Source organism: Thermoflexus sp., assembly GCF_034432235.1.
Lineage (GTDB): Bacteria > Chloroflexota > Anaerolineae > Thermoflexales > Thermoflexaceae > Thermoflexus.
Map to the genome: position 1 here is coordinate 1 of NZ_DAOUCJ010000033.1, position 20477 is coordinate 20477.

The window sequence follows — 20477 nt, forward strand, 5'->3', positions numbered from 1 at the left end:
CTCCCAGAACGCTTTCTGCAGAGGATGCAGCTCGCCATCTTTGGCCAGACCTTCCACTGTCAGAATCTCCGCCCCGTCGGCTTGGACCGCGAACACTGTGCAGCTTTTGACGGCCTTCCCGTTCAGAAGGACGGTGCATGCCCCACAGCTGGTCGTATCGCAACCCACGTGGGTCCCTGTAAGCCCCAGGATGTCCCGAAGGAAATACACCAAGAGCATGCGGGCTTCCACATCGGCCTCGTATGGACGGCCATTGACCGTTACCCGGATTCGCTGCCGAGCCGCGGGCTGGATAGCCTCCATGGCTTTACGGACAGCTGTCCGGCGGGGCGCCGCTGTTGCACGCTTTCCCTTGCGAGCCGGCATGATTGCCTCCTTTCATGGGGATCAGCGGATACGGCTGGAACCTCCAGATCCGTAACAACATCCCCCGGTCCGGATCACACCATCGGAATACGCTCCAGAGCCTTCCGGAGAGCCCGGACGGTCAGGACGCGCACCATATCCCGCTTGTATTCAGCAGGCCCGCGGGTGTCGCTGGTGGGCTGGGAGGCCTCGGCCGCCAGCTCTCCCGCCCGGGCAATCACACCTTCGTCCAGGCGCTTGCCGATCAGCCATTCCTCCGCCTCCCGGGCGCGCAGGGAAGTGGGTCCCACCGCGCACAGCCCAATGCCAGCCTTCCGACACACCCCATCCGCATCCAGGGCGATCTGGACTCCCACTGCGACCACGGCGAAGTCGCCTACCTTGCGTTCGATCTTGAGGTAAGCCCCGGCCTCCCGCGGCCCAGGAGCGGGCACCCGGATCTCCGTTACGATCTCGCCAGGCTGCAGAGCGGTCATAAAGGGTCCGGTGAAGAACTCCTCCAGCGGTACAGTGCGCTGGCCTATCCGACGGCCCTTGGGGCCAGTGATCACCACCTCCGCCTTCGCTGCCAGAAGAGCCGCTCCCCAATCCCCTGCTGGATCCGCGTGGGCGATGGAACCTCCGACGGTGCCCCAGTTACGCACAATAGGATCGGCGATGACCCGCGCTGCATCCGCCAGGAGAGGATAACGCTGCTGGATGAGCGAGGCGCGCTCCATTGCGCGATGACGCACCATGGCACCGATACGCAGAACCCCCCGGTCCTCTTCCAGGAAGTCCATGCCGGGGATGCGATTGAGGTCGATGAGGACCTTCGGGTTGGCCAGCCGGAATCGCATCATCGGGATCAGGCTTTGCCCGCCAGCCAGGAGACGGGCATCCGGGCCGTATTGCTGGAGGAGGCGGATAGCCTGATCCAGGGTCGAGGGGGCGGCATATTCAAATGGCGCGGGAAACATGGGGGCCTCCTGATCATGGGATGATCACGGCGCGGCCGATGTAGCGGCGGTTCTTGAAATCGTCAATGGCCTGGTTGATTTGCTCTAGCCGATACTGCCGGCTGTGAACCTTCACCAGACCCCGAGCATTGAGATCCATCAATTCCACCAGCTCCATGTAGTTCCCAACCAGGCTCCCAGCGATCGTGATCTCATTGAAAATCATCTGCACCGTGGGGACCTCGAGCTTCCCTCCGTAACCGATGATGAAATGGGTTCCTCCCCTGCGGAGCATCTGCCAGCCTTGCTGCTCCACCCCCGCCTCTCCAACGAAATCCAGAACCACATGAGCACCCCCCTTCGTCCGCTCGCGGACCTCCGCCACGAGGTCCGGGCCGCCGGGGAGGACTTCATCCGCCCCCAACTCCTGGGCCAGGCGACGGGCGGACTCGGTGATGTCTACAGCGATAATGCGGGCGCTGGAAAGGGCACGGAGAGCCTGGAGGGCGATGTGGCCCAGGCCGCCGATCCCGATGATCACACAGGAGGTTCCCGGAGGCAGCAATTTCGCCGCCCGCTTGGCGGCCCGATAGGCGGTGAGGCCCGCATCGGCCAGCGGGGCCACATCGGCAGGGGCCACCCCATCGGGGAGTTTAACCAGAGCCCGCTCGTTCGTCACCAGATATTCGGCGAACCCTCCGTTAGCGTTCAGGCCAGGAAAGACACCCCGCTCGCAATACATATCCTCCCCCTGACGGCATGCCAGACACACCCCGCAGGTTCGAAGAGGATGACAAATCACGGCATCCCCCGGCTTCACCGAGGTCACCGCGCTCCCCACCTCCTCCACCCAGCCGGCGTTCTCGTGGCCAGGGATGTAGGGGAGCAACTTCCCGTCTGGATCCAGAATGCTCCGCCACACGCCTTCGATGATGTGCAGATCGGTGCGGCAGAGGCCAGCCGCCCCAATACGCACAATGACTTCGTCCGGAGCAGTGATCTTCGGCTCCGGGACCTCCTCAATTTGCAGCTGGACGTTCAAATGCGGGTCATACTGGTAGAGGCGGGCCGCTTTCATGGCTGACCTCCAAAGGGCAAATAAACCAGGATAAGCATGTGCAGCAGCCAGGCCGCGCATGGGCCTGTTGTGTAATGGCCCTCCTATGCAGCCATCGCAGCCAGCCGCTGGCCGATCGGATCGCGCTGGAGCTTCTCCCGTTGAGCGGCGATGTCGATCCCATAAAGCCGCGCCGCGTTCTCCCCCAGGATCTTGCGTTTGGTCTCCAGGGTCAGATCAACGCCATATTCCTCTTTGATGTCCGGCGGCAGCTCGAAGGAGATGAACCGCTCAATGATCCAACGCGGCGACCAGAGGGCATAATCGCTGCCGAAGAGAATGCGATCAGGTCCCAGCCAGTAGAGGAGATTGGCCATGATCTCGGCGAAATACCGTGGGCGGGAGTGGATAAAGGCGATGGCCACCGCCAGGCCCGCGTAGACGTTCTTGTCCTGCGTCGCGATCCAGCAGAAGTCATCCAGGCGCGGCAGGCCACAGTGCTCCACAATGAAATTCAAATCGGGGAAGTCAGAGGCCGCTTGATCCACATCATGCACATCGAAGGCATCCTTGTTCAGCGGGTAGATCGTGGGGCCTTTATGAACATGGATATTGCGGATCCCCAGCTCGCGGCAGAGCTCCAGATAACGGTAAGCCATGGGCTCCGTCAGTCGCCATCCACGGGACTCCCCCCGCCACTCCGCTGTATAGAGCTTCAAGCCCTGGATGGGATATTCCTCCACCATCCGCCGGAACTCATCCAGGCCCTTCTCTCCCCAGCGGGGATCAAAGGTGCCGCACAGGATGAAGCGCTCGGGATACTTCTGCTTGAGGACGTAGTTCTGGACATGGGTATTAAAACCGTTCTTGAAGAACTCAGTGAGATAGGTGGAGTTGAAGATCCCCATATCCACATAGCCTTCAAGAAAGAGATCCCGGATCAGGGTTTCCTCATCGTATTTGCAATATTTATCGAAGGGCCAGACATAATCCGCGGGGCTGAGGGCCTTGTGATAATCGTAAAAGCAAAGCATCCAGCCTTCCCCGTATTTGTTCCGCCAGTTCTCCGGGCTTCCATCCCAGAAATGGATGTGGCCATCGATCACGAAAATCTCCTGTCCATCGACCCGGATCATGGGGCACCTCCTTTCCGACTGGCCAGCAAGGCCTGGCAGAGAAAAGCATTGGATTTGAAATTCAGGAGAGCCGCTCGACTTCGACAGAGATAGTCGTTGAAGGATTCGAGAGGGATTGGATGGCCATCCGCATCCAGCATGAGGGGAGCATCGGGGCGCATATCGAGGCCCAATTCCCGCCGTCGCTCCAGATAACGCCGAATCGCTTCCCCGGGCTCAAGCGACACCCACACACCATCGGCCCGGCGGACATGCCACGTTCCGCCGGATTCAGATAAATCAGCGAGGCGCAAGGCACAGATCTCCTGTGGGGAGAAACCCGCAGCGCGGAGAGCGTTCAGGAGCGCGAACTGACGGCCCAGATAACTTTTGCGCCGGAAGAACGCACGGAGCTCATCCAGGGATCCCGTAACCTCTCCGGGGAAAGCTTCTTCAAAGGAGCGCCCATTCTGGACAGCGGACTCGATGGCTTCTGAGGCGAAGTGATCCAGCAATCGGATTTGAACAGCCTGGATGCCTTCAACCTGGAGAAGAGCACGCCGGATATCTTCCACCATCATGAACACGAAGTTGGGGGCACACCAGAAAGTGGGCAAACGAAGGGTCACCCACGCGCAGGAGCCTTCCACGGTCACTGCCTCGACAAACCCAAGCCGGACAATGGAGTGATCCAGCTCCGGGTCCAGAACTCCATCCAGAGCCTGCCAGAGCTCCACCACTACCGATCGCTCTCGCGCCCTGGCATCGGCGTCTATCTCCCCGAACCCGCCATCTGCCCCTCCTTCCCTGTCCACCATATAGTATAGAGCAATAAGCAAAACCTGTCAACTTGAGGAGAGTTGATGAGAATTAATTGTGATTTAAATAACAATTTAGAATATTTCATCGCAATTTAGTGATATTAATCACGGATAGATTTTGCGCGGGATAAATAAACCGCACTCCGATGGGGGGATGCCCCTCATTCTCCGCATTCAGGTCCTCCCGCAGGATCTCCTGGAAGACTGCTTTTGGGACCGTCTTGCTTTCCCCGTTCGAGCCCAGCTGCCCATGTCTTGTAAAATAGCGATGTGTTTCCCACAACTACGGATGGGAAGGACGCTTTGCATAGCGAAGGTCATCCCATCTGAACTCTGGAGGTTCCTATGGATGTCCTGGAAGCGATCATGACCCGCCATATGGTGGGGAAGGTGCGGCCGGAGCGGCCGACGCGGGAGGAGATCGAGACGTTGCTCCGGGCGGCGGTGCGCGCCCCCAACCACCGCCTGACCGAGCCCTGGCGCTTCGTGGTGATCACCGGCCCGGCCCTCGATGAGCTCGGCGAGGTCTTCGCCCAGATCCTCCAGGCCGTCAAGCCCGACGCCACCGAAGAGGAATTGAAACGGGAACGGGCGAAACCCCATCGGGCCCCGGTGATCATCGCGGTGGCCTGCCTCAAAGGCCGCGACCCCATCGAAACCCACGAGAACATCGTGGCCACCGCCGCCGCCATCCAGAACCTCCTCCTCGCCGCCCACGGCATGGGCCTCGGCGCTTACCTCCGCACCGGCGACACCGCTTACCATCCGCTCCTGTTGCGCTGGCTGGGGGTCCCAGAGGACGCCCAGTTCATGGGCTTCATCTATCTGGGCTACCCGGCTCCGGATGCCCCACCTCGACAAACCCCCCGCCGCCCCATCGAAGAAGTTACTCAGTGGCGGGGATGGTCCTGAAGGCCATCATCCACCCTCGCCTGCAAAGCCGGGGGCCGGACGGAGGGCCCGGCCCCCTTGCCTTCCAGGGAAAAGCGGACGATCGTTTGTTCCCCCACCCATCTCTGCGTATAATGACGGCGAGCTTGATCCTCCAGACCCTGGAGGACGACAGGCCGAATTCCAGCCACCCTGGAACAGACTCCAGGCAGGAGGGCGCCATGTTCGATCGGGAGAAGCTTCAGGAGCTGGCCGCGGCGCGGGATCGGTGGGAGGAGACGACGCTACAGCAATGGCTGGCCCGCATGCCGGAGCGCCAGGAGGTCTTCACCACGGTCTCCGGGGAGCCGGTGAACCGCCTCTACACGCCCCTCGATCTCCCCGACTTCGACTACCTCCGCGACCTCGGGTTCCCCGGCGAATATCCTTTCACCCGCGGTATCCACGCCACGATGTATCGGGGCCGCCTCTGGACGATGCGCCTCTTCGCCGGCTACGGCACCGCCGAGGAGACCAACGCCCGATTCAAATACCTGCTGGAGCACGGCCAGACCGGCCTCTCGATCGCCTTCGACCTTCCTACCCTTTACGGCTACGACACCGACGATCCCATGGCGGAAGGGGAATTCGGCAAGTGCGGCGTGGCGGTCTCCTCGCTGCTGGATATGGAGATCCTCCTGGACGGCATCCCCCTGGATCAGATCACGACGTCGATGACCATCAATGGGCCCGCAGCGATCATCTGGGCGATGTATCTGGCGGTGGCGGAGAAGCGTGGCATCCCATGGGATCAGATCGGCGGCACCACCCAGACGGATATCCTCAAAGAATACATCGCCCAGAAGGAATGGATCTTCCCGCCCGAGCCCTCCATGCGCCTGGTGGTGGATATGATCGAGTTCGGCTCTAAATATGTGCCGAAGTGGAACCCGATCAGCATCAGCGGCTATCACATCCGGGAGGCAGGAGCGACAGCAGCCCAGGAGCTGGCTTTCACCCTGGCCGACGGCTTCGAATACGTCCGCTGGTGTCTGCGGCGGGGCCTGGACATTGATTCTTTCGCGCCCCGTCTCTCGTTCTTCTTCAACTGCCACAACGATTTCTTCGAGGAGATCGCCAAATTCCGGGCGGCCCGCCGGATCTGGGCCCGGGAGATGAAGGAGACCTTCGGCGCGAAGAACCCGCGCTCCTGGTGGCTGCGCTTCCACACCCAGACCGCCGGCTGCACCCTCACCGCCCAGCAACCCTACGTGAATGTGGTCCGGGTGGCCCTCCAGGCCCTGGCCGCCGTCCTCGGCGGCACCCAATCCCTGCACACCAACGCCCTCGACGAGGCCATCGCCCTCCCCAGCGAGTTCGCCGCTAAGCTGGCCTTGCGCACCCAACAGGTCATCGCCTACGAGAGCGGAGTGACGAACACCGTCGACCCCCTGGGGGGCAGCTACTACGTGGAATATTTGACCAACCGCCTGGAGCAGCAGGCCTACGAATACTTCCGCAAGATCGAGGAGCTGGGCGGGGTGATCCCCGCCATCGAAGCGGGCTTCTTCCAGCGGGAGATCGCCGAGGCCGCCTATCGCTACCAGAAGGAGATCGATGAGAAGCGCCGGATCATCGTTGGGGTCAATGAGTTTGTGGAGGAAGAGGAGGTGAAGCCACCGATCCTTCAGATGGACCCCGAGGGGGAGCGCCGGCAGCGGGCGCGCCTGCAGAAGCTCCGGATGGAGCGCGATAACGAGCGCGTGGGGCAGGCCCTGGCCGCCCTTCAGGAGGCCGCTCGCCGGGAGAACGGGAATCTCATGCCCTATATCCTGGACGCCGTGAAGGCCTATGCGACCCTGGGGGAGATCACCCGGGCGCTCAAGGCGGTATGGGGAACCTGGCAGGAGCCGCTGATTATCTGAGCGAGGGGCTACGCCCCCCCTCCTTCCGGGGCGGGTGGGCGCGCCCATCCGCCCCCCCAGATCTCTGAAGAGGGACAGGCTCCCCATGCGGCGCGGCGCTCCCCTGCAACGTCCTGTTGGGTTTGGAGACACCCTCTTCCGTTAGGGCATAGGAGATGAGAGCCCGTCGCCTTCCGCTCCAACTTCCCCAATCCCGTCGAATCCATCGATGGGTCCGGAGACCTTCCGAAAGATCGATCCGCACCTGCGGCGAGGACGGAACGGAATCCTCATCAGCCTGCTCGCCATCAGCCTGTCCGCCTCGCAGCCTTTTCTTTCCTTCGAAGATCGCCTGAGCCTGCATGTGGCCGGGCGAGGCTTCCACTTCGCCACCTGGCTCCTCTCAGTCTGGTGGGAGAAGCTGATCCTCGACACCGCCACCCCGCAGGCCTTTCTGGATGAGGCGACCCAAGGTCGGACGCTTCGAGGCTTTTTGCGCCATCTGGAGGCCGCGCAGCAAGCGGCGGCCGATCTGGAACACCGGATGGCCGGCTCCGAGCCCACCGATCCCGCCATCCTGGAGGATCTCCGGCGTCGCTGGGAGACGGAACATCGGAAGCAGGAAGCGTTGCGTCCCCTGGTGGAGGGCATCCTCGCGGAGCAGCTCGCTGTTCTCCTCCGCGGGGAGGGATTGACTCTCCTGGGCTATCCGATCCCCCCGGTCAACCTCCGCCTGACGGCCATGCCCAACCTGCTGGTGGTATCGCCCCGGGATCGGATCGTCCAGCGGGCCGCCCTCCCCTTGCAGGCCGATCTCACCGCCGATGAGATGGAGCGGATCGAACGACACGTCGATGGGGCCTTCAACGTGTCCTCCCTGGTCGTTCCCCTGGGCGGCCTGGCTCTCTACCCGGCAATGATTCTGGAAATCCCTTCCCTCCCCTACCTCACCGAAACCATTGCCCATGAGTGGACCCATCACTGGCTCTTCCTGTGGCCTCTGGGATGGTTCTACGAGCGCCCGGAAGCTCGCACCATTAACGAGACCGCCGCGGATCTGGTGGGGAAGGCCCTGGGACGGGCGTGGCTGGCCCGCTTCTACCCCGAGGATCTCCCCTCACCCCCCTCCCCTGCAGACTCGCCCCATGCTCCAGAGGAACAGCCGGCCTTCCATTTCGGACGGGAGCTGGCGAAAACCCGAACGGTGGTGGAGCGACTGCTGGCGCGGGGGGAGATCCGCCGGGCGGAGCAGTATATGGAGGCCCGACGCCGGGTCTTCCTGGAACACGGCTACGTGATCCGCAAGCTGAACCAGGCCTACTTCGCTTTCTATGGCGCCTATGCGGCGGAGGAAGGTGCGGCAGGCGTGGAGGATCCCATCGGCCCGCGCGTGCGTCGCCTGTGGGAGCAGAGCCCATCGTTACGGGCCTTTCTGTTCCGGATCGCCTTCATCACCGACCTGGCCGGCCTCCGCCGGGCGCTGGGGGAACCATAAACCGTCTGGCCCTCCCCGCGACGCTCCAGGCCACGGGGGCAGAGAAAACCAGCCGCCTGACCTCTACCTCCCGATCCTCCTCTCATGTCGGTAAATTGACAGGATGCCTCCTCTGACTTAAAACAAAGTAAGAGTTACATGGCGCGGGTCCGTTGGGGGAGTCCGGGCGAGCCGGGCTGAGAGGACGGCCATATCCGCCGTCGACCCCTGGAACCTGATCCGGATCATGCCGGCGGAGGGAAGACGGGCGCGCCGCGGCGATCTCGCACCACCTCCCTGTGATCCCGCCCTCTCCTCCTGGCTCCGCCTCATCTCATACGGAAACTGGATTCGCACAGCCAGATTTCTCCGGGAAGTAGAGCGCCCTCATGACGAACGCCAATGAAATCGTGATCATCGGCGGCGGGATCTGCGGGCTCTCCATCGGCTGGTTCCTGGCCCGCTCTGGATACCCGGTGACGATCCTGGAACGGGGCGGCGCCGGGCTGGGCGCGACCTGGGCGGCCGCCGGGATGCTGGCCCCTCACGCGGAGGCAGAGCCCGGTGAGGAGAGGCTCCTGCCGCTGTTGCGGGCTAGCCGCGATATGTGGGCCGACTTCGCCCGGGAGCTGGAGGCCGTCTCCGGGATCCCCGTGGACTACCGGGACGAAGGCACGCTGGTGGTCGCCCTCGATCGGGACGACGCGGAACGCTTGAGGTTCCTCTATGAATTCCAGCGCAGCCAGAACCTCCCCACTGAGTGGCTTTCCGGCTACGAGGCCCGACGGATGGAGCCGCATCTCTCCCGGCACGTGGTGGCCGCCATCTACAGCCCGCAGGATCATCAGGTGGATAACCGGAAGGTGGCCCGGGCGCTGATCGAAGCCTTCCGAAAGGCCGGCGGACATCTGCGGGAACACACGGAGGTGACCGGGATCGTGATCGATGAGAACCGCGTCCTCGGGGTCCGCCTCGCCCGCGGATTCCTGGAGGCCCACACGGTGATCCTGGCCGCCGGGGCCTGGTCCGCCCAGATCCCCGGGCTCCCCCCCGAGGCCCGCCCGCCTGTCCGGCCTGTGAAGGGTCAGATGCTGGCGGTGCAGATGCCTCCCGAGGCGCCCCTGCTGCAACACGTGGTGTGGGGGCCGGATGCCTACCTGGTTCCCCGTCGGGATGGTCGGTTGTTGATTGGGGCGACGGTGGAGGAAAAAGGGTTCGATGCCCACCTGACCGCCGGAGGGATCTTCCGGCTGCTGCGAGGGGCCTGGGAGATCCTGCCCGGGATTGATGAGCTGCCCATCGTGGAGATGTGGGTGGGCTTCCGGCCGGGAAGCCGGGATGATGCACCGATCCTGGGGCCGACGGCGGTGGAGGGGCTGATCCTGGCGACCGGCCACTACCGCAACGGCATCCTGCTGGCCCCGATCACCGCTCACGCCATTCATCACCTGATCGTCCATGGCGACCTCCCCGAGGTCGCGAAACCGTTCACCCTCGCGCGATTCTGCCACCGGTAGGGGCAGGCCCCTGGGCCTGTCTCCCTGGAGTGAAGGAGGGAAACCCGATGGAGGCCATCCTGATCGTCAATGGACAGCCCCATCCGTATCGGCCGCATACGGTTCGGGAGCTCCTGGCCGCCCTGGGCCTGGATCCCGATCGCCCGGGCATTGCGGTGGCGATCAACGCCACCGTGATCCCCCGACCGGAATGGGGGAACGTCCGGCTCCAGCCCGGGGATCGGGTGGAGATTGTCCACGCGGTCGCAGGGGGATGAACCGGCACGGAGGTGGGAAGGCCGTGCGCGGTTCCCCATCAGGAGAAAGGGGTCCACTCTTTCCTCCCGGATTCACGGCGCAGTTTTCTGTAAGATCTTCAGGAGGCCTATGATGAACGAAGGACTGGTGATCGCCGGACGGGCGTTCCGCTCGCGTCTGATCCTCGGAACAGCTCGATATCCCAACCTCCAGGTGATGCTGGATGCCCTGGAGGCCAGCGGAACCGAAATCGTGACCGTGGCCATCCGCCGGGTCCGCTTCGGGGCTGATGGGGAGAACCTCTACGACCTGCTGCGGGATCGCTATTTCATCCTGCCGAACACTGCCGGATGCTACACCGCCCGAGATGCGGTGCTCACCGCCCACCTGGCCCGCGAAGCCCTGGGCACGAACTGGATCAAGCTGGAAGTGATCGGCGATGAGGAGACCCTCTACCCCGATGCCGAGCAGCTGCTGGAGGCCGCGCGCCAGCTGGTGAAGGATGGCTTCGTGGTCCTCCCCTACTGCACCGATGATCCCATCCTGTGCCGGAAGCTGGAGGATATCGGTTGCGCGGCGGTGATGCCGCTGGGGGCGCCCATCGGATCCGGGATGGGGATCCTGAACCCGTATAACATCCGGCTGATCCGCCAGATGTGCACGGTGCCGGTGATCGTGGACGCCGGGGTGGGGACTGCATCGGATGTGGCGATCGCGATGGAGCTGGGATGCGATGGGGTGCTGCTGAACACCGCAGTGGCCCAGGCGCGGGATCCGGTGAAGATGGCCCGGGCGATGCGCCTGGCGGTGGAGGCCGGACGGCTGGCCTATGAAGCTGGCCGCATCCCCCGCCGCTTGTATGCCGTGCCCTCCAGCCCGATGGAGGATCGCATCGAGGTATGAACCTCCCCCAGCCGCCGCTGCTGGTGATCACCGACCGTCGCCTGGCCCGCCGGCCGCTGCTTGCTGTGATCGAGGCGATCCTCACAGCTGGCGGGCGCTGGGTGATGGTGCGGGAAAAGGACCTCCCCGAAGATGAACTGGCTTCCCTGGTTCGGGCGATCATCCGGCTGGCCCGACGCGTGGGAGGGGTTGTGGTGGTCAACACCTGGGCATCGGTTGCCGCAGCCTGTGAGGCCGATGGGGTGCATTTGCCTCAAGGCCTTTCGGTCGCCGAAGCCCGACGCATCGTCGGCCCGGGGCGCTGGGTAGGGGTTTCCACCCACAACCTGGAAGAGGCCCTACGCGCGGTGGAGGAAGGGGCGGACTATATCACCCTGAGCCCCATCTTCCCTTCCGTCAGCAAGCCGGGCTATGGACCGGCGCTGGGGGTGGAGACTCTCCGCATGGTCGCCCGAGCGGTATCCATCCCGGTGGTGGCCCTGGGGGGAATTACCCCGGAGAACGCCCGCGCATGCCGGGAAGCCGGCGCGGCGGGAATCGCGGTCCTGGGCTCCGTGATGACTGCGGAAGATCCGGGAGCGATCGTTCGCGCCTATCTTTCTGCCTGGGGGGGTTGAATCGATCGAAAACGCGAGGTTCACGGACCGGGGAAGCGGAGCGCCCGACGCCGGGCCGAGAGGTGCTCCCATTCCAGAGGCAACACCGGTGGGGATGCGCGTAAATCCTCCCGCCAGCGGATGAGGATCTGGCAGAGGGCCTCCAGAGCGGCGCCGAGCTCATCGGCGTTGCTTCGCACCACCTCGCCCATCATCCGCGGATCGCTGGCCGCCACCCGGGTGGCATCCCGGAATCCGGAAGCCGCGATCTCCCACATGGCCGGATCCCCCGCGGCCTCGACGGCAGCCATCAGCGCCATGGCGGTCACGTAGGGGAGATGGCTCACCCAGGCCACCCGCCGATCGTGGATCTCCGCCTCCATCCAGATGGGGCGCGCTCCCAGAAGGGTGACCAGCTCCTCAGCCTGCACCGCCGCCTCCGGTGTCGTTCGGGAGGTCGGCACCAGAATGAACGGTTTCCCGAGGAAGAGCTCCGGATCGGAGGCCAGGAAGCCCGAGCGCTCCCTGCCTGCCATGGGGTGCCCCCCTACTGCCCTCACCCCTTCCGGCAACCGGGCCATCGCCGCCACAATCCGCCGCTTGGTGCTCCCCGTATCCAGGATCAGCTGGCCGGGTCGCCAGGGGAGGGCCTCCAGGAGCTCCTCAATGGTGCCCACCGGCGTGGCCAGGATCACCCCATCCGCCGCAGCGACCAGCGCAGGGGGATCCAGCAAGGCCTCGAAAACCCCGGAAGCCTGGGCCTCTGTCCGTGTAGCCGGATCGCGATCCGCTCCCAGAACCGGGATGCCCTGTTGCGCCAGCCGCCGGGCGATGGAACCGCCGATCAGGCCCAGACCGATGACACCCCAGCGAAAGTTCTCCATCGTCACAACCCGAAAAGAGAGTGGACGAGCGCCTGCCCGCGCGTCCGGGAAATCCCAACCCCGAATGCCCTCGGGAGGAGGTCCGCTGCGCGCCCCCCGAACATGGCATGCGTTACGGCAATGCCCGTAGGGCAAGGGCCACGGCTCGCGCCTCCCGGACCAGGCGGGCGAAGGCCTCGGGGGTCAGGGATTGACGGCCATCCGACCAGGCCTCCTCCGGGCGGATGTGAACTTCCGTCAACAAGCCATCCGCCCCTGCGGCAATGGCCGCGCGGGCGATGGGGATCACATACGCCGCCTCCCCTGTGCCGTGGCTGGGATCCACCAGCACCGGCAGATGGCTGAGCTGCTTCACGACCGGCACGGCGTTGATGTCCAGAGTGTTTCGGGTCATCCGCTCAAAGGTGCGGATCCCCCGCTCGCACAGGATCACGTTGAAATTCCCATAGGCCATCACGTATTCCGCTGCCAGCAGCCACTCTTCGATGGTCGCGCTCATCCCCCGCTTGAGCAGCACCGGCTTCGGCTGTCGGCCCACTGCTTTCAGCAGGCTGAAGTTCTGCATATTCCGCGCGCCGACCTGCAAAACATCCGCCACCTCCGCGACCAGGGGAACCTCCTCCGGGGCCATCACCTCCGTTACGACCGGGAGCCCGGTTTCGGCCCGTGCCTCGGCCAGTAATTCCAGCCCTTCGAAGCCCAGGCCCTGGAAGGAATAGGGGGAGGTGCGAGGTTTGAAAGCGCCGGCCCGTAGCATATGGGCCCCGGCTTCCCGAACGGCATGGGCGGTTTCCAGCAGCTGGGAACGGGATTCTACCGCGCAGGGCCCCGCGATAAAGACCGGCTCCTCGCCCCCAATGAGGACCTCTCCCACCCGGATCTGGGTGCCCTCCGGCCGGTAATCCCGAGCTGCCAGCTGAAACGCATGACGGACCGGGATCACCCGCCGGACCCCCGGCCAGGACTGGAGCTCGCGGGGATCCAGGTCGCGCTCATCGGGGCAAACCAGCACGGGTTGCGGCCCGTGAACCCAATGGACCGGCTTCCCCCGGGATTGAAGGTGGTCCACCAGGCGCTGGATCATACGGGGATCCACATCGGCAGCGCATTCCACAATCATCGTTCCCCTCCTTCCTCCACGGATGCGGTGGGCGTTCCTTCCGCAGCCGGATAGGAGCCCAGCAATTTCACAAAAGAGGCCCGTTGGAGAAGCCCCAGGAGGGCCTCCCGACACGCGGGGTCCTGCCAGTGACCCTCAAAGTCCACATAGAACACGTATTCCCAGGGCCGTCCGCGCCGGGGGCGGGATTCCAGCTTGGTGAGATTGATCCCCCGCGTGGCGAATTCCCCCAGGCAGGCATGCAGAGCTCCTGGAACATGTCGGGTGCTGAACACAATCGAGGTCTTGTTGCGCTCCGCGCGGGGCGGCTCCCGGGTGCTGACGATGAAGAAGCGGGTGGCGTTTTCCGGGTCATCCTCGATTCCCTCAGCAAGGATCGCCAGGCCATAGCGCTCGGCAGCCAGGCGGCTGGCAATGACCGCGACCCCGGGTTCCGGGCGCTCGGCCAGCATCCGGGCGCTGCCGGCTGTGTCATGGGCGGCCAGGGCTTCCCAGCCATGCCGCTCAATGAAACGCGCACACTGCTCCAGAGCCTGCGGGTGAGAGCGCACCATACGGATTTCCGAAAGCGTCGTCCCGGGCGGCGCCAGCAGGCAATGGCGCACCCGCAGGATCACCTCCCCCCAGATCCGGAGATCCCGATCCAGCAACAGGTCGTAGACCGCATTGATGGAGCCCGCCGTGGAATTCTCCACCGGCAGAACGCCGAAATCCGCTCGGCCGACCTCCACAGCATGGGCCACCTCGGCAAAGGTGCGGCATGGGAGCAACACCAGATCCGGCCCGAAAAAGCGCAGCGCGGCTTCATGGGAATAAGCGCCCGCCTCTCCCTGAAAGGCCACCCGGGGGAGCATGGGAGCCTGCTCCGGGGGATCTGCCTCCTCAGGAGAGGCAGAGCCGTTTAAGAGATCGGGGCGAAGTTGCTGGGCTTCTCCCAGGTAAACGGGAACGGGTCGGAAGGGGCGCTGGGGGTGAACCAGAAGCAGAACGCGAATACAACGGGGAAGGGCATCCGGGACCGGGATCTCCTGGGCGCACAGCATGGGAACGTGTGTCCAGCCCATCTCCCGGGCGACCGAGGCCGGGAAAGCCGCCGTGAGATCCGGGGTGGTCGTGAACCAGGCGGCCACGATTTCCCCCGGGGCCAGCCGGTTGGCCCGGACGATGGATTCCAGCAACCGTCGGGTTGCCGAGGCGATCGCTTCCGGGGTGTTGGCTTCGGCCGTGACCGCGCCGCGAATGCCGTATAGCATGCGTCCCCCACAAAAAACCATCGGCGCGGGGGCTCTGGGGGAGCCGCTCCGCGCCGATGGTGAAAACTACGGGAATTTGGAATAGGACGTCAGGTGGCATACGCGAGCGGCCCCGCCGGACGCGCGGCAAAGTAATAAAAGTAATACCGCCAGTAGGCATGGAGGGCGCTCGCGAAATGCCGGACCTGCATGCTCAGGAACCCCTGTTCCCTCGAGTTTGGTTTCACATTATACAGACCTGAACGAATTTGTCAAGCCCCGGCCGAGGGCTTTTGCCCCCTGCCGGGGGGCTGCGGGGGGGTGTCCCCCCACCTTTTCCTCCGCCTCCTGTCCGAATGGGTAAGATCTTCGAAAAGCCCCGAGGGGCTGTTCGAATGAATTCGGCCTCACAGGCCTTCGGCCCATGGCTGGCCTCCGCCGATCCAATCGCGTCGGCGAAGGCCGATGCCCAGGGCCCCAGCGCCTCCCACAGCCGATTTCACTCGACATCCCGGGCACCTCGAGGGAGAGGAGACGCGCCCCGAATGGTCTCCAAACGCGGGAGCGTGAAGAAGAAACAGGTGCCTTCTCCGGGCGTGCTCTCCACCCCAATGCGCCCCCCATGGGCTTCGATCAAATGCCTGGCGATCGCCAGGCCCAGGCCCGATCCCCCATCGGCACGCGACCGGGACCTCTCGGCCCGATAGAAGCGATCAAAAACATGTGGGAGATCCTCCGGGGCGATCCCGATACCGGTATCCCGCACGCTCACCCGCACTCCGTCCCCCAGATCCTGAGCCCTCACCACGATCTGCCCCCCCGAAGGCGTATAACGAACGGCATTGGTCAGCAGGTTCATCAGAACCTGCCGAATACGGGTTGGATCCGCCAGGATCGGTGGCAGCTCCGCGGGCACCTCGACTTCCAGATGGAGCCCTTTCTCTGCCGCCTGAAGGGCGATGCCATCCACCGTCTCCTCGATCAGACGCTTCAGATCCACCATCTCCCGGTCCAGCCGCAATTGCCCCGCCTCCGCCAGGGTCAGCAGGCGCAGATCTTCCACCAGGCGGGCGAGATGACGCACCTCGTCATGGATCTGAGCGATCTGCTCCAGCTCCAGGGGAAGCACGCCATCGATGAGGGCTTCCAGGTGGCCCTGCAGGATCCCCAAGGGGGTGCGCAACTCATGGGCGATGTCCGCCAGCATCTGGCGTCGCTGCTGCTCGGCCCGGGCCAGCGCTTCGGCCATCCGGTTAAACGCCTGGGCGACCTCTCCCAGCTCCCCCGCTTCCTGGGCTGGGATCTGTGCCCTCAGATCTCCGGCGGCGATCCGGCGAGCGGCCTGCTGGAGCGCCCGTAACGGTCGCACCAGACGGGAGAAAACCAGCGTGCCCGCCCCCAGGGCCAGGACGATCCCCACAAAGGTGCTCCAGCCGATCGCCCATCCCACCCGCCCCAAGAACTGCGCGGAAGGATCGGACAGGCTTCCAGTGTCCCCAATCACCAACCATCCGACGATCCGGTCTCCTACCCGGATAGGAGCCCCCGCATTCCGAACGGCTTCCGGCAGAAGAGTGCCCACCCATGTCCCTTCGGAATCCCATCGGACCCGCCCCGCTTCATCCGCCAGGATGAAACGGTGGCCCATCATCCGCCACATTGCAGCGCCGCCCATCCCCATCGGATGATGCATCGGGCCCATCCCCGGCATCATCGGGCTGGATGGCTCCAGGAAAGACTCCACCCCATCCCATCCCCTGTTCTGGAGATAGTAATTCGCAAGGGCAGGCGCCAGCGCCTCCGCCCAGCGTCGGTTCCCCTGGGCCACATACACTCCGAATTCGCCCGCGGTCGCCAGGCCGATCAGGAGAGATGTGGCGAGCAGGCTCAGGATGACTACCCCGGCAAAGGCCAGGCTCAGCTTCACCCATAGACCTCGCATCGCGATCCGCCTGGATGAAATCTTCAGGTTAGCTCCTCAATCAGTCTCTTGAAGCTTATATCCCACCCCATAGACCGTCAGCAGATACCGGGGATTCTTCGGATCCGGCTCGATCTTCTGTCGGAGGTTTTTGATGTGGGCGTCAATGGTCCGCTCATACCCTTCATAGGCGACTCCCTGAACCCGCTCCAGCAACTGCAATCGGGTGAAGACGCGGCCGGGATGGCGGGCCATGGTGGCCAGCAGCTCGAATTCCGTTGGCGTCAGGTGCACCTCCCGCTCCCCTACTCGCACCTCCCGCCGCTCCAGATCGATGGTCAGATCGCCGATCCGGATCACCGCCGGCGGGGCTACCTCCCCCTGGGCCCGGCGCAGGACCGCGCGCACCCGAGCCACAAGCTCCCGGGGGCTGAAGGGCTTGGTGATGTAATCATCCGCCCCCAGCTCCAGGCCTACCACGCGATCCTCCTCCTCCACGCGCGCTGTCAGAATGATGATCGGAACCCCGGATTCCCGCCGGATCGTGCGGCAGACCTCGAACCCATCCATGCCCGGCAACATCAGGTCCAGGACGATGAGATCGGGCTGCTCCCGGCGAAAGGCATGGAGCGCTGAGGGACCATCCCCCACGGCGATAACCCGGAACCCCGCCTGCTCCAGGTAAGCCCGAACCACCTGACGCATCCGGGGCTCGTCCTCAACCAGTAAAATCGTCTTCACCGCTCCCCTCCCAGGATCGAAGCCGATCCAGTATTTAGCCGCCCATACGGCGACCGGAGGGGCTGGCGGCTTCGCCGCCGGCCCCTCACTCCCACCTATGGTCAGGATGGGCTCCCGGTCAGCGAAGCCCCGCAATAGGGACAGTGCCTCCAGTCCGGCTGGACAGGACGGCCGCACTGGGGGCAGCGGGTGGATGGGGTCACCGATGCGGAGGGGCCGCCCGAGCGCGTGACTTGCTGCACCAGCCAGATCACGGCGGCGATGCCCAGGCCCAGGAGCAACAGCGGGATCAGCAGGCCCAGCAGCATCATCAGCACCCCAATCCCCCAGCCCATGCCACCGAACCCCCAGCCCCACCGCCCCATCATCGGGCAGCCCGGGCAGCCCCATCCCCAGCCCCAGGCGGGGCCGGTCAGGAAACCCAGCACCCCGATGCCCAGCACCAGGATCACAACCCCAACCAGCACCCAGATCCAGTTCCGGCTCATCGTTCCCTCCTTCGATCTTAATTGAGAGTTATGCGATCATGCTTCTACACAGGGAGCTCGATGCTCCCTCCCGATCGAAGAGAGCGGCGACCGCTTCATCTACCCGGAAGGAGCCCCGTTTAATGCTCTCCCTCGTGCCCATAGATCATCCGGAGGAAGCTCCCGTGCCAGGTATGTATCCACACCTGGCCTGTCGAGCCATGCACACTGAGCATCCCGACGATCTGTCCATCCCGGAGGATGTGCAGGGTGTAATAGCCATAAAAAGGATCGGCCTCCTCATCCGCGATGGCCCCGGGCATGGCCTGGTCCAGATAAGCCTGAGCCCGCTGGCGCGCCTCCTCCGGGGAAAGCCTCATCTCCCCGGACGAGAAGAACCCGCCACCCATCATGCCCCGTCCCATCATCCCATAGCGCGCGTTCCACATCATATTGGGCCCGGGCTCAGGGTGAACAGCACCGGTATATCGATCGATCAGAAACTCGAACGCATAACGACCGGTGCTTCGCTCTCGGGCTTGAGCATAAAAATGATTATCAAACGCCATCACCTCGGCCAGCTCCAGATCCGGGTTCCCATATGCGGCAATGGCTTCCCGGGCAATGCGCACCGCCTCCTCATCGGAGATCGAGGTGCGAGCCGTTGACCCGATGGGCCCCCAGCTTCCGCCCATCATCGGGCATCCCCCGAAGGGAACGGTGGCCGTCCACGGCCGGGAAGCCCGAGGTCCTCCACCCCAGCGGCCCATCATCGGGCCCATCCCCCACCGCCCTCCGAGGCCAAATCCGGGGATTGGAACAGTGGAAGGGGTCGGCGTCCCGGCCGGGTAGGGCGCTCCACGCTCAACAGCGCTGGCGCGAACCATCCCTGCGCCGATCAGCGCGAGGCCGATCAGGCCGGCGAAGAGCCCTGAACCGATCCAGATCTTCCAGTGATTCACCGCGACCTCCTGTTCTCAGGCTTCGTTTCCCTATCCCATGCTGCCAGGAGCTTTTGAAGATCCTGTGAAGATCTCGGAGAGAAATCCTGAAGGTCCTGGGATTCCCATGAGTGCCAATGGGGAAAGCCAGCATTCCACGACATTCTTCACATCAAAATCTTGCCAGAGATCACTGGAGTATTTGACCAGCTTCTCTATAGTGGAAAAAATGGGGCCCGCCGCGGATCTGGTGGGAACACTTAGGCTGGACGGGCTATCGAGCGCGATGTGCCTATTCGCCCAGGGAATAGGGGGAGATCAGGGTATAGGGAAGAACCCCTGGGTTGGCCCCGGTAGTAAGGGAGGGCAACGGGTGGGGATCATTACGGACCGGGATCAGTGTTTCGCCATGAATTCCCTCAGGCGCTCCATGAGCGCCGTTCCGACCAGCTCCTCCCGGAACATGGGCCGGGGCGAGCCTGCATGGCGCCGGATTTCACCACCGTATCTCCAGATACCCCCATGCCGGAGGTCGTTCGCCTAATACGGGATCAGAAATTCGGGGGGCGCCCGGGCTCGAGGAAAGGCAGTTGATGGGGATCATCAAGAGACCACACCGGATGGATTTTATCTTCTGCGCCACCTCGCGGAGCACGGGGTTGACGCAGCCCGCTGAACGCAAATCCGGCGAGACGGAAATCGGCATGGGCTTTCCGTTCACCCTTAGGAGCGTTCATGGCCGGGAGGATGGAGCCCATCACCTGGCCGATCGCCCCATCCCCCCGGCCTCTTTTCCTGTCCCCGGTGGAACCCGATCCGAACCGCTTACAGAGCGCGTGCGCTTACTCCTCGATCTGGAGCTCCTCAGGTTCTCCATAAAGTTCCCATCCCCACCGGCGAGCGATCGCATCTGCACCGGGCTCATACCAGGGGGTGATCAGTATCCTCCGGTCCACTTTCCGGCCGGTCTGTTGCTCATAGAATTTCACCTTCCGCTCCATTGTGGGAAGCATTTCCCGGCTCACCGATGTCCGCAACTCCACAATGATGATTTTTCCATCCCGGATGATCACATCCAGCTCGACATCGGAAGGGGCGTCGAACACCATCCCACTGGCATCAAAGGCCACCCACCGTTCGACATCGAAGCCGGTTGCCTCCAGCACAGCGCGCATTCCCTCCCGCCAGGCCCTCTCGCTGCGCAGCCCCCAGCGCGCTCCGAAGGCCGTCAGGCGGCGCATCAGTCGTTCCTCCATCCGAACCATGCGCGCCTCCAGGCGGCCCACCCGTTCCGCCAGCTGCGCCATCGCCTCCTCCAGACGGCCCACCCGCTCCGCCAGCTGCGCCATCGCCTCCTCCAGACGGCCCACCCG

20 protein-coding genes and 1 riboswitch are annotated in these 20477 nt (G+C 64.1%); of the genes, 7 read left to right on the plus strand and 13 right to left on the minus strand.

Features of this window, described 5'->3' with window-relative positions:
- From VAE54_RS04255 to VAE54_RS04275, 5 genes are all read right to left on the minus strand, one after another.
- Positions 1-303: (2Fe-2S)-binding protein (locus VAE54_RS04255; protein WP_416223771.1), on the minus strand; the 303-nt coding region annotated here is incomplete at its 3' end.
- Positions 304-440: 137 nt separating this feature from the next.
- Entirely contained in the window at positions 441-1325 is an 885-nt protein-coding gene (locus tag VAE54_RS04260) for a xanthine dehydrogenase family protein subunit M (RefSeq protein WP_322800698.1), read from the minus strand.
- A gap of 13 nt (positions 1326-1338) precedes the next feature.
- Complete coding sequence (locus VAE54_RS04265) at positions 1339-2382, minus strand: NAD(P)-dependent alcohol dehydrogenase (protein WP_322800699.1); 1044 nt, start codon at positions 2380-2382, stop codon at positions 1339-1341.
- 83 nt (positions 2383-2465) lie between these two features.
- Positions 2466-3497 carry an amidohydrolase family protein gene (locus tag VAE54_RS04270; protein ID WP_322800700.1) on the minus strand — a complete coding sequence of 344 codons (1032 nt, stop codon included), beginning with the start codon at positions 3495-3497 and terminating at the stop codon, positions 2466-2468.
- Positions 3494-4216: an iron-sulfur cluster assembly protein gene (locus VAE54_RS04275; protein WP_322800701.1), complete on the minus strand. Its 723-nt coding sequence runs from the start codon at positions 4214-4216 to the stop codon at positions 3494-3496. Before VAE54_RS04275 ends, VAE54_RS04270 begins: the two co-directional genes overlap by 4 nt.
- 426 nt (positions 4217-4642) lie before the next feature.
- On the opposite strand from VAE54_RS04275, the gene VAE54_RS04280 reads away from it, so the two are divergent.
- The 7 genes from VAE54_RS04280 to VAE54_RS04310 all read left to right on the plus strand — a co-directional run bounded on the left by VAE54_RS04280 (position 4643) and on the right by VAE54_RS04310 (position 11819).
- Positions 4643-5209, plus strand: a complete 567-nt coding sequence (locus tag VAE54_RS04280; protein ID WP_322800702.1) for a nitroreductase — start codon at positions 4643-4645, stop codon at positions 5207-5209.
- A gap of 200 nt (positions 5210-5409) precedes the next feature.
- On the plus strand, positions 5410-7092 hold the full coding sequence (locus VAE54_RS04285) for a methylmalonyl-CoA mutase family protein (RefSeq protein WP_322800703.1): 1683 nt from the start codon (positions 5410-5412) through the stop codon (positions 7090-7092).
- Between the two features lie 208 nt (positions 7093-7300).
- Entirely contained in the window at positions 7301-8566 is a 1266-nt protein-coding gene (locus VAE54_RS04290) for a hypothetical protein (protein WP_322800704.1), read from the plus strand.
- 149 nt (positions 8567-8715) lie between these two features.
- Positions 8716-8813, plus strand: a riboswitch (TPP riboswitch).
- A gap of 121 nt (positions 8814-8934) precedes the next feature.
- The gene (gene thiO, locus VAE54_RS04295) at positions 8935-10062 is read left to right on the plus strand and encodes a glycine oxidase ThiO (RefSeq protein ID WP_322800705.1); all 1128 of its coding nucleotides are present in this window, start codon (positions 8935-8937) and stop codon (positions 10060-10062) included.
- Positions 10063-10109: 47 nt separating this feature from the next.
- Positions 10110-10319, plus strand: a complete 210-nt coding sequence (thiS, locus tag VAE54_RS04300) for a sulfur carrier protein ThiS (RefSeq protein ID WP_322800706.1) — start codon at positions 10110-10112, stop codon at positions 10317-10319.
- Positions 10320-10431: 112 nt separating this feature from the next.
- Positions 10432-11202 (plus strand): thiazole synthase, encoded by a 771-nt coding sequence (locus VAE54_RS04305; RefSeq protein ID WP_322800707.1) that lies wholly within the window; start codon positions 10432-10434, stop codon positions 11200-11202.
- Positions 11199-11819 (plus strand): thiamine phosphate synthase, encoded by a 621-nt coding sequence (locus VAE54_RS04310; RefSeq protein WP_322800708.1) that lies wholly within the window; start codon positions 11199-11201, stop codon positions 11817-11819. The genes VAE54_RS04305 and VAE54_RS04310 overlap by 4 nt, the downstream gene beginning before the upstream one ends.
- A 20-nt stretch (positions 11820-11839) precedes the next feature.
- Here the strand turns inward: VAE54_RS04310 and VAE54_RS04315 are convergent, their stop codons facing one another.
- The 8 genes from VAE54_RS04315 to VAE54_RS04350 all read right to left on the minus strand — a co-directional run.
- Positions 11840-12817 (minus strand): prephenate dehydrogenase, encoded by a 978-nt coding sequence (locus tag VAE54_RS04315; RefSeq protein WP_416223770.1) that lies wholly within the window; start codon positions 12815-12817, stop codon positions 11840-11842.
- The gene (gene aroF / locus VAE54_RS04320; RefSeq protein WP_322800710.1) at positions 12795-13802 is read right to left on the minus strand and encodes a 3-deoxy-7-phosphoheptulonate synthase; all 1008 of its coding nucleotides are present in this window, start codon (positions 13800-13802) and stop codon (positions 12795-12797) included. Before aroF ends, VAE54_RS04315 begins: the two co-directional genes overlap by 23 nt.
- Positions 13799-15055, minus strand: coding sequence for a prephenate dehydratase (gene pheA, locus VAE54_RS04325; protein WP_322800711.1), 1257 nt, complete (start codon positions 15053-15055; stop codon positions 13799-13801). Before pheA ends, aroF begins: the two co-directional genes overlap by 4 nt.
- Positions 15056-15533: 478 nt before the next feature.
- Positions 15534-16976: a sensor histidine kinase gene (locus VAE54_RS04330; RefSeq protein ID WP_322800712.1), complete on the minus strand. Its 1443-nt coding sequence runs from the start codon at positions 16974-16976 to the stop codon at positions 15534-15536.
- A 36-nt stretch (positions 16977-17012) separates the two neighbouring features.
- Positions 17013-17696: a response regulator transcription factor gene (locus tag VAE54_RS04335; protein ID WP_322800713.1), complete on the minus strand. Its 684-nt coding sequence runs from the start codon at positions 17694-17696 to the stop codon at positions 17013-17015.
- Between the two features lie 101 nt (positions 17697-17797).
- The gene (locus tag VAE54_RS04340) at positions 17798-18184 is read right to left on the minus strand and encodes a zinc ribbon domain-containing protein (RefSeq protein ID WP_322800714.1); all 387 of its coding nucleotides are present in this window, start codon (positions 18182-18184) and stop codon (positions 17798-17800) included.
- A gap of 119 nt (positions 18185-18303) precedes the next feature.
- Positions 18304-19125, minus strand: a complete 822-nt coding sequence (locus VAE54_RS04345; protein WP_322800715.1) for a hypothetical protein — start codon at positions 19123-19125, stop codon at positions 18304-18306.
- Between the two features lie 821 nt (positions 19126-19946).
- The coding region (locus tag VAE54_RS04350; protein WP_322800716.1) for a DUF3782 domain-containing protein at positions 19947-20477 on the minus strand (531 nt) is incomplete at its 5' end.

Excerpts from the sequence above, each read along its gene's own strand:
- VAE54_RS04265 (WP_322800699.1), bottom strand. The coding sequence starts at position 2,382 with ATGAAAGCGGCCCGCCTCTACCAGTATGACCCGCATTTGAACGTCCAG.
- VAE54_RS04340 (WP_322800714.1), bottom strand. The coding sequence starts at position 18,184 with ATGAGCCGGAACTGGATCTGGGTGCTGGTTGGGGTTGTGATCCTGGTG.
- VAE54_RS04270 (WP_322800700.1), bottom strand. The coding sequence starts at position 3,497 with ATGATCCGGGTCGATGGACAGGAGATTTTCGTGATCGATGGCCACATC.
- thiO (WP_322800705.1), top strand. The coding sequence starts at position 8,935 with ATGACGAACGCCAATGAAATCGTGATCATCGGCGGCGGGATCTGCGGG.
- pheA (WP_322800711.1), bottom strand. The coding sequence starts at position 15,055 with ATGCTATACGGCATTCGCGGCGCGGTCACGGCCGAAGCCAACACCCCG.
- VAE54_RS04260 (WP_322800698.1), bottom strand. The coding sequence starts at position 1,325 with ATGTTTCCCGCGCCATTTGAATATGCCGCCCCCTCGACCCTGGATCAG.
- VAE54_RS04330 (WP_322800712.1), bottom strand. The coding sequence starts at position 16,976 with ATGCGAGGTCTATGGGTGAAGCTGAGCCTGGCCTTTGCCGGGGTAGTC.
- VAE54_RS04305 (WP_322800707.1), top strand. The coding sequence starts at position 10,432 with ATGAACGAAGGACTGGTGATCGCCGGACGGGCGTTCCGCTCGCGTCTG.
- thiS (WP_322800706.1), top strand. The coding sequence starts at position 10,110 with ATGGAGGCCATCCTGATCGTCAATGGACAGCCCCATCCGTATCGGCCG.
- VAE54_RS04290 (WP_322800704.1), top strand. The coding sequence starts at position 7,301 with ATGGGTCCGGAGACCTTCCGAAAGATCGATCCGCACCTGCGGCGAGGA.
- VAE54_RS04285 (WP_322800703.1), top strand. The coding sequence starts at position 5,410 with ATGTTCGATCGGGAGAAGCTTCAGGAGCTGGCCGCGGCGCGGGATCGG.
- VAE54_RS04280 (WP_322800702.1), top strand. The coding sequence starts at position 4,643 with ATGGATGTCCTGGAAGCGATCATGACCCGCCATATGGTGGGGAAGGTG.
- aroF (WP_322800710.1), bottom strand. The coding sequence starts at position 13,802 with ATGATTGTGGAATGCGCTGCCGATGTGGATCCCCGTATGATCCAGCGC.
- VAE54_RS04310 (WP_322800708.1), top strand. The coding sequence starts at position 11,199 with ATGAACCTCCCCCAGCCGCCGCTGCTGGTGATCACCGACCGTCGCCTG.